Annotated in this window: 11 protein-coding genes; 3 read left to right on the top strand and 8 right to left on the bottom strand. The window is 66.5% G+C overall.

The features are described from left to right. Positions 1-5: 5 nt before the first annotated feature. The 4 genes from RBB31_RS03140 to RBB31_RS03125 all read right to left on the bottom strand — a co-directional run bounded on the left by RBB31_RS03140 (position 6) and on the right by RBB31_RS03125 (position 2,524). A complete protein-coding gene (locus RBB31_RS03140; protein WP_306127794.1) occupies positions 6-527 on the bottom strand; it encodes a GNAT family N-acetyltransferase in 522 nt (173 codons plus the stop codon). A 189-nt stretch (positions 528-716) separates the two neighbouring features. Beyond that, complete coding sequence (locus tag RBB31_RS03135; protein ID WP_306127793.1) at positions 717-1,301, bottom strand: GNAT family N-acetyltransferase; 585 nt, start codon at positions 1,299-1,301, stop codon at positions 717-719. 102 nt (positions 1,302-1,403) lie between these two features. Then, complete coding sequence (locus RBB31_RS03130; RefSeq protein WP_306127792.1) at positions 1,404-2,312, bottom strand: homocysteine S-methyltransferase family protein; 909 nt, start codon at positions 2,310-2,312, stop codon at positions 1,404-1,406. Between the two features lie 47 nt (positions 2,313-2,359). Beyond that, positions 2,360-2,524 carry a hypothetical protein gene (locus RBB31_RS03125; RefSeq protein WP_306127791.1) on the bottom strand — a complete coding sequence of 55 codons (165 nt, stop codon included), beginning with the start codon at positions 2,522-2,524 and terminating at the stop codon, positions 2,360-2,362. A gap of 91 nt (positions 2,525-2,615) precedes the next feature. Here RBB31_RS03125 and RBB31_RS03120 point away from each other — a divergent pair, with 91 nt between their 5' ends. Beyond that, the gene (locus RBB31_RS03120; RefSeq protein WP_306127790.1) at positions 2,616-6,212 is read left to right on the top strand and encodes an AAA family ATPase; all 3,597 of its coding nucleotides are present in this window, start codon (positions 2,616-2,618) and stop codon (positions 6,210-6,212) included. A 290-nt stretch (positions 6,213-6,502) separates the two neighbouring features. Then, positions 6,503-6,946 (top strand): ASCH domain-containing protein, encoded by a 444-nt coding sequence (locus tag RBB31_RS03115; RefSeq protein ID WP_306127789.1) that lies wholly within the window; start codon positions 6,503-6,505, stop codon positions 6,944-6,946. A 168-nt stretch (positions 6,947-7,114) separates the two neighbouring features. Here the strand turns inward: RBB31_RS03115 and RBB31_RS03110 are convergent, their stop codons facing one another. Next, positions 7,115-7,582: a hypothetical protein gene (locus tag RBB31_RS03110; protein ID WP_306127788.1), complete on the bottom strand. Its 468-nt coding sequence runs from the start codon at positions 7,580-7,582 to the stop codon at positions 7,115-7,117. Positions 7,583-7,798: 216 nt separating this feature from the next. After that, positions 7,799-8,086, bottom strand: coding sequence for a hypothetical protein (locus tag RBB31_RS03105; RefSeq protein WP_306127787.1), 288 nt, complete (start codon positions 8,084-8,086; stop codon positions 7,799-7,801). 503 nt (positions 8,087-8,589) lie between these two features. Here RBB31_RS03105 and RBB31_RS03100 point away from each other — a divergent pair. After that, positions 8,590-9,957, top strand: a complete 1,368-nt coding sequence (locus RBB31_RS03100) for an FAD-containing oxidoreductase (RefSeq protein ID WP_306127786.1) — start codon at positions 8,590-8,592, stop codon at positions 9,955-9,957. Between the two features lie 79 nt (positions 9,958-10,036). Here the strand turns inward: RBB31_RS03100 and RBB31_RS03095 are convergent, their stop codons facing one another. Both RBB31_RS03095 and RBB31_RS03090 read right to left on the bottom strand, forming a co-directional pair. Then, positions 10,037-12,322, bottom strand: a complete 2,286-nt coding sequence (locus tag RBB31_RS03095) for a xanthine dehydrogenase family protein molybdopterin-binding subunit (RefSeq protein ID WP_306127785.1) — start codon at positions 12,320-12,322, stop codon at positions 10,037-10,039. After that, the gene (locus RBB31_RS03090) at positions 12,322-12,780 is read right to left on the bottom strand and encodes a (2Fe-2S)-binding protein (protein WP_306127784.1); all 459 of its coding nucleotides are present in this window, start codon (positions 12,778-12,780) and stop codon (positions 12,322-12,324) included. Before RBB31_RS03090 ends, RBB31_RS03095 begins: the two co-directional genes overlap by 1 nt. Positions 12,781-12,975: the final 195 nt, after the last annotated feature.

Here is a 12,975-nt window from a genome sequence, read left to right as displayed (position 1 = left end):
TCTGCCTAACCTTGATCCCGTGACCGCGATGGCGATGGTATGTCGCGCGACACTCTGATGCGCATGTGAAAATTGTGGATCCGGGAGCCGCCAATCTCGTGCTCTTGGCGTGAGACGCAGGTGAAGCCGGCCTTCTCGAACACGGGACGCGCCAATTCGCTGGCGTCGGAAAACACGTTGGGAATTCCGGCCTCCCGTGCGTGTTTCAACAGCGTTGCGACAAGCGCAGAGCCGATGCCGCGACCCGCGTGATCAGGATCCATATATAGAAACCGGATGTGGCCGGTGTCGGCCAGGTCTCCGAACCCGATCGGCTCATTCGCCCCATCGGCCGCGACAACGGCGTGCCGACCGTCGGTGTAGAGCTGGTGCAACGTAATGGCGTCCGGCGCGATGGACAGCCATGCCGCGACCTGGTCAACCCCATAGGCACGCGGTCCCAGGTGAAGCACGGCCTTGCAATAGATTGCGGCGAGGGCTTCCGCGTCGGAGCTTTCGTAGGGCCGCAGCGTCAGTCCTGATGTCATCGCGGTTGCCTCACCGCCGGGTGGATCGGCGGACACCCCGCCAGGGGGCCCGTGCCGGCGTTCCGGCTCTCAGGAACGCGCCCGGGCGCGATCGGCCAGCAGCCCCTTCGTGGCAGGCGAGGCCTGTCACGGTGGCCCGCCCGGCCAAGATACTGTAGAGCGTGTAAGACGGTCATGGCAGTGCTCCTTCTACCGGGGTTTGCGGACCATCGTTGTCAGCGGTGGGCAATCGACTATCCTGATTTCTGCCGTCGCCTCGAACCCGTGGCGGGCATAGAGTGCGCGATTGCGCTCGGTCGTCGCCTCGAGATAGGCAGGCACGCCGGTGCGGTCGCAGACCTCGAGCACGGGACGCAGTAGCGCCGTGCCATGCCCCCTGCCCTGCATCTCGGGTCGCGTGCCGAAGACGGGCAGATACCAGTGCGGCTCTTCCGGATGATGTGCGCCCATTTCCTCGATCACGGCGAAAACGTCTGCTTGACGATGCGCCGGAATGGATCGTTCGACAAGCGCGCCCAAGGCTGCCTCGTCCGGTTCGGAGCCGGGCCGAACCCAAAGCGCCGCGGCGGCCGTGTTGAGGGTCAAGGTTCCCTCCGCGAAGGCGGGCGCGCCAAGGGCGGCGGCGAAGTCGGGAAAGTATCGCTGGTAATCCGCGTCATCCGGGTAGAGCCATCGCACAGGCGGGTCCTGTTCAAATGCGCTACGGATGATGGAAAGCGCTTGGTCGCCGGGCGTGGCCGAGATGGCGTGCGGCGCCAGTGTCGTCTGTATCATTGTCCTGTCCTTTGACCGGCCCTTTGCGGTTGAAGGTGCCGGCAGGTGCCGGCACCCCATATCATCAGAGGCGGTTCAGGGTGAAGCGCGGTCAGGTTCGGGTCAGGCGGCGTGGATCCCCACGCAGCAATCGGCCATCGCCTCGACATGACGGTGATCGGTCCCGCAGCAGCCGCCCAGAACCGTGAGGTTGGGCAGCAGGCGACGCAGCCGGGCATAGTCGCGGCCCAGCTCGGCCGGATTCCCGGCGTCGAGTTCCTCGGCCTCGTCCAGCTCCGCATGGCTAAGGCGAGAGGCGTTGGCGCGCACGCCACCGATCCGCTTCAGCCAGCCGGAGCCGGCCTCCAGCGCCCCGCGGAAATGGTCGGGATGGGCGCAGTTGACCATGAAGTAGGCGGCGGCGCAGTCGGTGCGCGCATCCGTTTCCTCGAAGGCGCGGCCCAACGGGGTGCCGTCGGGCAGACGGCCGTCGGTCTCCACCGTATAGGCCACGACCACCGGCAGCCCGGCCTTCTTCGCGGCCCGGGTCACGCCGATGCCTTCGGCGACCGTCGATAGTGTCACGGCGGTCACCATGTCCGCGTCGGTCTGGGCGAACCAGCCGATCTGTTCGGCGTGGTAGTCCTCGGCCTCGGCAGCGGTCATGGCGGTGTCGGGCCGGTAGCCGTCGCCGCGCGGGCCGATGTTGCCCGAGATCACCATCGGCCGGACCGACCCGCAGGCTCCGCGCAGATCGGACAGCAAGCCGATCGCCGCACGGTTGATCCGCGCAAGGTCCTCGGGGCTGTGCCCCAGCTGCGCACCCCAGTCGCGGCTGGCGCGCCAGGTCGGAGCCTCCAGCAGGAAGCCGGTGCCGTGGTCCGCGGCGATTGCGATGTGGCGGCGGTAGTAACGCTCCAGCGTCTCACGCCCCTCGGCCGTCTCCATCAGCGGGTAGGCGGCGAAGGCCGGCAGATCGAGGCCATCATGGAAGATCAGCGTCGTTTCCAGGCCGGAATCGGTCAGCAGCATAGTATTATTCAGCTGAGGAAGATTATTGCGATGGGTGGTCATGTGGGTCAACATAGGTTCGAATTTTGAGGAAGCGGCGGAAGACCGGTCGTCTCGTCGAGGGGGTCGATCCGCGGCAGCCCGAACATGCGTGTGATCAGGTCGATGAAAAACTTTGGCTTTTCTGTTCCGGGCGTAATTTCGGATCTTCGGGTTGCAGTGAATTTTGTCATGAGTCGGTTCTTTCAAATTTTCTGATGAGACGGCTTTTGCCCGGTCTGCGTGAATTCAACCGGGGGGCTGGCCGTGAAAGGTGCGTGAAAAATGAGTCTCCGGCTCGAATGTCTGGGCGGTTTCGCGATGACGCGGGACGGTGCGAAGGTACCGCTGAGCGCCCGCAAGCCCCGTATGCTGGCCGGGTTACTGGCGGTTGCGCGGCACCGGACAATGACGCGGCAGCGGCTGGCCGCCTTGTTGTGGGAGGACAGTGACGCCGAACAGGCGCGGGTCAGCCTGCGCCAGGCACTGGCGCAGATCCGCCGTGCCGGGGGCGATGGCTGGATCGAGACGGAGGCCGAGGAGTTGCGCCTTGGTTCGGGCGTGTCATCCGACCTCGACGCGTTTCAGGAGGCACTGGCGCGCGATGATATGGCAGAGGCGGCGCGCCTCTATCGCGGGCCGTTTCTGGAAGGCCTCGACGCGACTGCCTCGGACCTTGCGCAGGCCATCGCGGAGCATCGCGCGAGGCTCGCGACCCTCGCCACGGAGGCGCTGTCACGAGAACTCGATCGCGCGGGCGACGGACCGGAGGCCGCGGCGCTGGCGCATCGGCTGCTGGGACTGGATCCGCTCGACGAGGCGGCACATCGGCGGCTGATGCAACTGGATGCGGCGCGCGGCATGCGCGGGGCAGTGCGGACACGGTATGAAACCTTGGAAGCCGCGCTGCGGCGCGATCTTGGCGCGGCGCCGGCGGCGGAGACCCGCGCCCTCTATGATCGGCTGCGTCGGGGCGCTGGCGCTGCGCCCAGCTCGCCGGGCCCGGATACAACGATCGACACGACGGATACCGCCCCGCCCGGCACGACCTTCCTGCTGATCTGCATGGAGGCGGAGAGCGCGGCCGATCTTGCCCGGCTGCGCGCCAGGGCGGAAGCCGACGGTGCGGTGGAATTGGAGTCCGGGCCGGGCGAGGTGGCGCTCCTCTTCACCGACCGGGCCTTGCGCGACGTGTCGAACACGGCGCTGCAACTGGCTGCCAGCGCGGGCCAGGCGCTGTCCTTCGGGCTCATCGCTCAGGACGCTGCCGCACAGGCAACGCCCCGGTCCCATGCCCGGGCGCGGCGGCTCGCGGCGACGGCGGAGCCCGGTGAGGTTCTCGTGACTGCGGACCTGGCACCGCGTCTTGGCCTGGCAGTCGAGGCGGGCCAGCGCGCCGTCGCCCTGCGCCCGGGCGCGATGCGCAAACGCCCTGACCTGCCGATCGTAGGGCGGGAGACGGAACTGGCGCAGATCGAGGCCGCGATCGCATCGGCCCAGACGGCGAAGACCGGCCTGACAATCCACCTGGCCGGGGAGGCCGGGATCGGCAAGAGTCGCCTGACCACGGAAATCGCCCGCAGCGTCGGCCAGTCCGGGATGCCAGTCACATCCGCCGGGTTCGAGGCGTTCTCTGCCGGATCGCGCCACCTGGCGCAGCGGATAATGGCGGGCCTGCGGGACCTTGCGAAGCCGGTTGACGCGTCCTCGATTGATCAGGCGGTCTGGTCGTGGCTGCACGATGCGGACCCATGCAACGAGGTGGAATTGCGGATGAGCGCGCTCGCGCCCGAGGTGCAGCAAGCGCGGATCGTCGAGGTTCTGGCCGCCGCGCTGACCCGCGCGGCGCAGCCCTCGGGTCTGCTTGTCGTGATCGAGGATTGTCATTGGCGGCCCATGGGCGCGGGCGATTTCATACTCGACCTGATCAGGCAGCTTCAGGACAGTCGCACCGTCGTTCTTCTGACCGAACGGCCGGGACCACGCAGCCTTGACCGGAGGCTGGCGGTCCGCGCGCGGTCGGGGCTGGTGCGGGTCACCTTGCCACCGCTACCAAAGGCGACGGCCCGCGACCTCGTCCGTGCCGTTGCGCCCGACATCGCCGCTCCAGAAGCGGCTATCGAAAGGGCCGCAGGGCATCCGCTGTTCCTGATCCGCCTGCTCGAGGCGAAGTGGAGCGACGGCGCGCTCCCCGCCAGTGTCACCGAACTGGTGCAGGAACAGGTCGAACGCCTGCCCGAGGCCGAGCGGGACGGATTGCGGCAGGCGGCGATCCTCGGCGTCAATTTCGACCCGGCGGATGCCGCCGCGATTTTTCCCGCCACTGCACTGCTGCGATCCAGCGGGGACCTGTTGCACGAGACCGAAACCGGATTGGCCTTCGGTCACGACCTCATCCATCTGGCGATCTACGAGTCCATTCCCGAGCAGACGCGCGGGGATTGGCACGAGCGGGCGGCGGCCCATTTCCGGGGGGCAGCACCGTTCAGCTGGGCCAATCACGCATTGCGGGCGACGGACGACATCGATGCGGGCCACGCGGCCGTGGCAGCCGCGAACGCCATGGTCGCAGCGCGCCGCTTTTCGGCCGCCATCCCCTATATCGAGTCCGGCCTCGCGCGCGACTGCGATCCCGAATCCCGGGCCGAGCTGCATTCCTGCCGCGCCAGCATCCGTCGCATCCGGGGCGACATGGCCGGGGCGCTGGAGGATTACCGCACCGCCCATGCATTCGCCACCCGGGCCGAGACCCATGTGGCCATGCTGACCCGCCAGGCGCTGGTCCTGCATCGCGTGGGCCGTGGGGAAGAGGCAGACCTCGCCCTCGACGCGGCGGAGGAGATCGCCGATGCCAGCGGGCTTGCCGGCGCGGCCCGGGCGGAGATTCACGAACAGCGCGGCAACCGCGCCTTCGTGCGTGGCGATCATGTTGCCTGTCGGACGCATCACGCCGCCGCCCTGGCCGTGGCCGAAGCGGCGGGCGATCCGCGCGGCATCGCCCGCGGCCACGGCGGGCTCGGCGACGCGGCCTATGCCTCGGGCCGGTTCGCCGAGGCCTATCATCACTTCTCCAGGGTCATCGAAACAGCCGAAAGCGCCGGGCTCGGGCTGGTGCGCGAGGAATACCTGTTCATGCGCGGCTTTGCCCGGTTCTTTGCCGACCCCGGCCCGCATGCCTTTCTTCTAGCGGATGTCGCCGTCGACAGCGCCATCCAGTGCGGGGCCGCCCGCACCCAGTCCGTCGCTCGCGAGGTCCGGGCCGAGATGCGGTTGGTCGCCGGAAATCTGGACGGCATGCAGGACGACATCGACGCCATCGACAAGCTGATTTCGGTCCGCAAGGAAAGCCGCATCTCGGCTGATGTCGACATCCTGCGCGTCCAGCTGGCCCTGCGACGGGGCGATCCGTCCACCGCCCGGCGCCTGCTCGCGCCGCTGCTGGTGGGGGCGGAGACCAATGCCGACATCGGCGCGACGGCTTTCGGGCTGAGCGCGCTTCTGGCCCGGACGCGAAAGGAACGCGACGCCGCTCTGGCCCTCGGCCGGACGTGCAGCGCGCACTACGCGCTGTCCCATTCCTTCGTCTGGTTTCACGCCTCGGCGCTGGAATGCGCCGTCCTCGACCGGGATCAGGCGTTGGCCAGGCGGCATATGGATGCGCTGACCGCATTCGCAGGCGACGCCCCCGGCAGCCTGATGGAGGCCTATGTGCGAACCGCCGAACTGGCGCTTTGGCCCGCCACCGCCAGCGATCGCCGCGCCCATGCCGACTGGCTGCGGGAGCGCTGCCTTTCCGGCATCGCCGAGGTCCTGCTGGAGGCCGAGCCCCGCCCCCTGCCCGGGATCGAGACCGAACCGCCGCCTCCGGCCGGCGCACCGTGACGGCATGGTCTGGAAGTCTTGCCTCGACAGGGAAACCGCAGCGCCCGATCGGCATGCCGTTCGGGCCGGCGAGTACGTCAGCCACGTCGCAGTCGATCGCTTCGCCGACAACAGGCTGATCGGTCATGAAGTTTATCGCCACCGTCACCCGGCACGCGGCGGAACCGACAGGAAATCAGCAGTGACCACGCCAAGGCAGGGCGTTGTAGCGTTGCACGACGAACATCATTGTGATCGAGAGGAACGAGGTGCCCCCGGTGGGGCGCGATTGCCCTGAAAGGCGTTACGAGATGGAAAAGAAAGTCGAGGAGTTCTGGCACCGCTTTCTGGCGAGTGACGCGGCAGCCGGTTTCGACAACCCGGTTTTGTATGACGTGATGCGGATAGGTTCCTCCGCCGCCTCGGCCGAGCACGGGGCTTCGGTCGTCCTTTCTGGCCAGAAGACAGCAACCTCTTCGCCGCCCAGCGAATACCCGTCCCGCGAGGCATGGCCGTACGTGGGGGCCTTGAGCGTGCTCCTGCGAGGGGACTCCGCGCCGGTCGCCGTCATCAAGACGACGGAGGTCGTGCTGCGCCGGCTCGGCGATCTGGACAACGACTTTGCGCAGGATTACGGGGAATGGGACGGCACCGCGAAAACCCTGCGAAAGAACCTCGCCGAATTCTACGAATGCGACGAGAACCAGGATCTGATCTGCGAACGCTTTAGGGTCGTCTTCCGGACAGATACATGAGGCGAGAAGAGGTCCCTAGCAGACCTCCGCAACGGACGTCCCGTCCTCCGCTTGCTTGACGACGAGCGCTTTCTGCGAGCCCGTGAACTTCGACGCATTATGCGGTTCCGCTTATCTCCCAGGCGGAAACAGCGCGGCAAGGAAAGACAAGAACATGTTCGATCTAGGTCATCCAGGCCTTCCGAGCCCTTCGATCATGTGAGTGACGCACGCCTCGATCGGCAGGAGGGCGGTCGCGTAGCCCTCTTGCGCGACGATGCGATCTGCCGACTTGGTCAGGACGGCGGCTTCATCGGGGGCTTGATCTTGCAGGCGCGACGCCATTTCACGCAGGAGCTTCATCCGTATCAAAGGCAAGTCCACCGCGTCTGCTTCGGCGAGAACCTTCCGGAGGATCGCAATTGATCCGGCGTCATGGTGGGGCGCTGCGCAGGCGAGCGCGGCTCGCGCACTGATCTTAGCTATGGTTGCAAGCCTTTGTTCCTCAGACTGCAGGAGTCGTTGCAACGTCTTGGCGGCCGGTTCCGGGTTTTCGGAGTTCAACGCAAGTTCGGCCAATTCTGCCTCGGTCCATGCAATGAAGGCAGGCAATTCGGCTTTTTTGGCGATTGCGTGCGCCGTTGTAGACGCCTGCATCGCCTTTCGGTATCGCCGACCATCGCACAGACCGCCGCGACCGCGCGGCAGGCAATCATGCGGTCTACGAGGTGGGGTTTTCCCATCGCGGTCGTAGCGCAGCTTTCGACATGGGCCCAAGCGGCCGCCCCGTTCCCAAGGGCCGCGTGGATGCGCGCAAGGTGGAACTGAAGCATCACGAAACGCGTATGGATCATCCCGTCGAGGGCGTGCCGCCTATCGTCCCAGGCGTCGAGGTGTTCGACAATAGCTGTCCTGGCCGCCCACATCTTGCCCTGTAGCAGAATGGATATAGGCGCGGTGGATCGAGATATGCGCAAGCCGCAGGTCATTGCCCAGTTTCCGCGCGATCGTCTCGGCCTGTTCGAGGCCAGCCACCATCCGTTTCTTCTGCGCCAAGCGCCACAACAGCGCCCGCCGCCATGTCAGAATGTCGGCCTCAAGCCTCAACACGTCATCGCTTGACGGAGAACCCGATATGGCGCGCAGCGCGATGTCCGTCATCCGGTTTGCCAGCGCGTAGGAGGATCGTTCAGCAGCAGACCTTGCGGCGCGCATCGCGAACTCTATTGCGCGATCCGGGAGCTGCCCGCATTCCGCGTGGCGTGCGAGAACCGCGTCGTCGAGACCTCTCGCGCTGCTCCCCTCGTCGTGGATTCGCACGATCCCCGCGTGAAGCGCCACGCGGCGACTTTGTGGAATGCCGATCAGCCAGACGCTGGGTGCGGTGCGGCTGCAGGCCGGTGACGAGACGGGGGCGATCCGACGCCATGGAAGGGCAATGCTCCCCACCTATTGGCGCTTCGCCGATTCGGCTCTATCGTGCCACGGCGCAACTTGCCGAAATAGGAGTTGAACGATGCGGCGCGTCTCCCGTTTCAGCCAGGCGGCCGAACTGCATCGGGCGCCTGCTACAGTGCGGCACCCGCAGTTGCCGAGCGACCGGTCCGATCTGTTGGTCGAACTCGTCAGGACGATCCCTGCTGCTTTGGCCGGGCGGTGACGGTGTGACCCGTTCATTCGATGCCGTGATCGTCGGCTCCGGCCAGGCGGGCCCGCCTCTTGCAGCGCGTCTGACGGCAGCCGGAATGAGCGTCGCGCTGATCGAGCGAAAGCGCGTCGGCGGCACATGTGTGAATGCCGGATGTACGCCGACCAAGACCCTCGTGGCCTCCGCGCGTACCGCGCATGTGGTTCGGCGGGCAGCGGAGTTTGGCATCGGCACCACGCCGCCGCAGGTCGACATGCACCAGGTTCGGGCGCGGATGCGCAGCGTCGTCGGGGCCTCGCGCGACGGACTCGAGTCCTGGTTGACCGGAATGGAGGGCCTGACGCTGTTCCGAGGACAGGCTCGGTTTGTGGCGCCGGGGTCGGTCGAGGTGGATGGCGAGATCCTGAACGCACCCCGGATATTTCTCAATGTCGGCGCCCGTCCCTCCCGGCCGGATATACCCGGCATGAACGAGTTGCCGCACCTCACCAGCACCACGATCCTCGAACTCGACCGCGTGCCCAAGCACCTGGTGATTGTCGGCGGAAGTTACATCGGTCTCGAATTCGCGCAGATGTATCGCCGCTTCGGCGCCGAGGTGACGGTCGTCGAGCGCGCACCGGCACTGATCCCGCGCGAAGATCCGGAAGTGTCGGAAGCGATACGGGGCATACTGGAGGCAGAGGGCATCCAGGTACGGCTTGACGCGGACTGCATAAAACTCGCTCCGGGCCCCGAGGGTGTCTGCGTTCACATAGGCTGTGCCGAGGGTGCGCCCGAGGTGCACGGGACGGATGTGCTGCTCGCGGTCGGCCGGACGCCCAACACCGACGACCTCGGCCTGGACGCCGCGGGCCTTTCCACCGATGCGCGCGGCTTCGTGCCGGTGAACGAGCGGCTGGAAACCGCGGTGTCCGGCATCTGGGCGCTCGGCGATTGCAATGGCCGGGGCGCCTTCACGCATACCAGTTGGAACGACTATGAAATCGTCGCTGCGAACCTCCTCGAGGGTGCCGACCGCAAGGTCTCGGACCGGGTGCCGGGTTACGCCCTTTACATCGACCCGCCGCTCGGGCGGGCGGGCCTGACCGAGGCGCAGGCGCGTTCCGCCGGACACAGGGTTCGGACCGCCACCCGCCCGATGACCCGCGTTGGCCGCGCCGTCGAAAAGGGCGAGACGCAGGGGTTGATGAAAGCGGTCGTCGACGCTGATACGGGCGCGATACTCGGCGCCGCGATACTCGGCCCCGGCGGTGACGAGGCGATCCACGGGGTTCTCGACCTGATGACCGCCGGCATTCCGGCGGACAGCCTGGTGCGGGCGGTGCCGATCCACCCCACTGTCTCCGAACTCCTGCCGACGCTGTTTGGAGATCTGAACTGACGTCGACTGTCGCCTTTCGCCCGTAAACGCCGAAGACTTTGAAAATCGTGGTTTTCAATCCATTTTCCGCATCGCCACCTCAACTGCGGAGTTGATCGGCCACCGGCAGGCGGCGGATGCGATGCCCGGTGGCGGCGAAAATGGCATTTGTGATGGCCGGGACCACTGGAGGCAAGCCCGGTTCGCCCACACCCCCCAGGGGCTGATCGTAGCCGCCCGAGGACGCCAGATGCACGTTTATCTCGCGTGGCGCGACCTCCATGCGCGGGATCAGATAGCTGTCGAAATTGCCTTGCTGCGCACGCCCGTCATGAAATGTCATTTCGGTCGTGAGGGCCTGACCCACACCCATGACCACCGCGCCTTCCATCTGCGAGCGGATGCGGTCGGGGTTTACATTTGCGCCGCAGTCGATGGCGATCTCGACCCGCGGTATATGCACCTCGCCGTCCTTGACATCGACCTCGGCTGCCACGGCGACATGGCTGGCGAAGCTGTAATGCGCCGCCAGTCCCAAGCCCCGGCCCGAACGCATCTCGCGGCCCCATCCGATTGCCTCTGCCACCGTCTCGGTCACCTTGCGCAGGCGACCCGTGTCGATGGGATAGCGGTCGGGGTTCTCGCCATAGTTCCAGACATCGCCGATCTCGCTCGGGTCGATCAGGCGGGCGGGCCCGATCACCTCGAGCAGATAGTCGCGAGGATCGCGGCCCGCCGCATCGGCCAATTCCGCGATAAACGACTGGATGGCAAAGGCATGCGGGATGTTGGACACCGACCGATACCATCCGATCCGCACGTGGGCCGGGGCCTGCGGGTTTTCGGCCCGGACATTGGGGATGTCCAGCGGCATGTTGGTCAGGCCCATTCCCAGCTCAAAGGGCAACTTCTCCTTCGGATCGGGGGCGAAGATCGACCCGATCGTGGGGGCGGCGGTGCGGTGCAGCCAAGCGACGGCCTTGCCGGCATGGTCCAGCCCCGCTTCCAGCCGCTCGACCGAAACGGTGTGATAGTAGCTGTGATGCAGATCGTCCTCGCGCGTCCAGGTCAGTTTGACCGGGGTCCCCATCTCGCGGCTGAGGATCGCGGCCTCCAGCACGAAATCGGGCTTGGACTTGCGCCCGAAACCGCCGCCCAGCAGCGTGACGTTCACCGTCACGTCCTCCTCGGGCAACTCCATCTGTTCCGCCAGACGTAGACGCGTGACCTGGGGAGCCTGCACGCAGGCCCAGACCTCGCAGGTTCCGTCACGGACATCGGCCACGGCGGCGGGCGGCTCCATCGGCGCCTGCGCCAGATGGGGGATGTAGTATTCCGCCACCACCCGGGTCGGCGCCGCGGTCAGCGCGGTCTCGACATCGCCCCGGTTCAGGATCAGCTTGCCGTCGCTGGTCTGCACCGCCGCCTCAAGCTCGGTTTTATACTCTTCCGAGGAATAGCTGCCATGGGGCCCGTCATCCCATTCGATGACCAGTGCCTCGCGGCCCTTGATCGCGGCCCAGGTGCTGCGGGCGATGACCGCCACGCCACCCAGCGGCCGGAACTCGGCGGGGATTGCGGGCGGGTCCAGACGGACGACCCGTTCGACTCCGGCCACCTGCAGGGCGGCGCTTTCATCCACGCTGGAGATGCGACCGCCAAAGACCGGCGGGCGGGCGATGACCGCATAGAGCATCCCCTCGCGGCGGACATCGATCCCGTAGGTCGCCGTACCGCGCGTTATGTCATTGTTGTCGACCAGCCCGATGTCGCCTTTCCCAACATAGTGGAAGGTTGCCGGATCCTTCAGGCGCACCCCCTCGCGGTCGGGAACTGGCAGGGCGGCGGCGGCGGCGGCCAGTTCGCCATAGCCCATGCGGCGGTCCGATCCCTCGTGGCGCACAAAGTGCCCCTCGGCGCGCACCTCGGCCACGGGCACATCCCAGGCATCGGCAGCGGCCTGTTCCAGCATTGCACGGGCCGAGGCCCCGGCACGGCGCATGGGATCGAAGAAATGGCGCAGGCTGCGCGATCCGTCGGTGTCCTGGTTGCCAAAGCGCGACTCGTCGCCCGGGGCCTGGGTCACGCGGACTTTGTCCCAGTCCGCCTCCAACTCCTCGGCCACGACCATGGCAATCGAGGTACGCACCCCCTGTCCCATTTCGGCGCGGTGGATGGTCACGGTGACGATGCCGGCCTCGTCGATCGAGACAAAGACGTTGGGGTCGTCGCGCCATCCGTTCGGCATCGCATCGGCGCCGAACTCGGCAGACGCCTCCTGCGCGAGACCGCGGGCGGCCAGGCCCACGGCCAGAACAAGACTGCCGGCACCCAGGCCCAGCAACAAAGAACGGCGGCTGACATTCGCAATGCGGGTTGTTTGCATCATTTTGTCCTCGCCTGTGCGGCCTGCTTGATCGCGGCCCGTATGCGCGGATAAGTGCCGCAGCGGCAGAGGTTCGCGCTCATCACCGCGTCAATGTCTTCGTCAGTCGGCTCGGGCGTGGAATCGACCAGCGCCGCCGCCTGCATGATCTGCCCGGCTTGGCAGTATCCGCATTGCGACACGTTCAGATCGCGCCAGGCCACCTGCACCGGATGATCGCCGTTCTCGGTCAGACCCTCGATGGTGCTCACGTCGGAACCTTCGGCCATCGAGATGGGAGTGATGCAGGCGAAGGTCGCATAGCCGTCCAGATGGATCGTGCAGGCGCCGCATTGGGCCATGCCGCAGCCGAACTTGGTACCGGTCAGTCCCAGTTCGTCGCGCAGATACCACAGCAATGGCATTTCGCGGTCGCCATCGAAACTGTGCTCCGTTCCGTTCACGGTAAGGGTGATCATTATGCTTTCCTCGCTTTCAGGATGCGTGTCGTTGCCGGGCCGCCAGGCTGACCGCAATCGCCGGTGAGGCAACAGCCGCGGGTGCGTCAATCGCCAAGGCGCCGCGAAGTACGGTTGGGTATTCGACGCCGAGGATGGAGTGTCGTTGCCGATTGTCGGCTGGCGCAGTTCACTCACCCTAGCTGGCGCGCTCGA

It is taken from the genome of Roseovarius sp. MMSF_3350 (assembly GCF_030733425.1).
Lineage (GTDB): Bacteria > Pseudomonadota > Alphaproteobacteria > Rhodobacterales > Rhodobacteraceae > Roseovarius.
The sequence above is the reverse complement of the archived record's forward strand: the minus strand, read 5'-3'. Positions and strand labels throughout refer to the sequence as shown.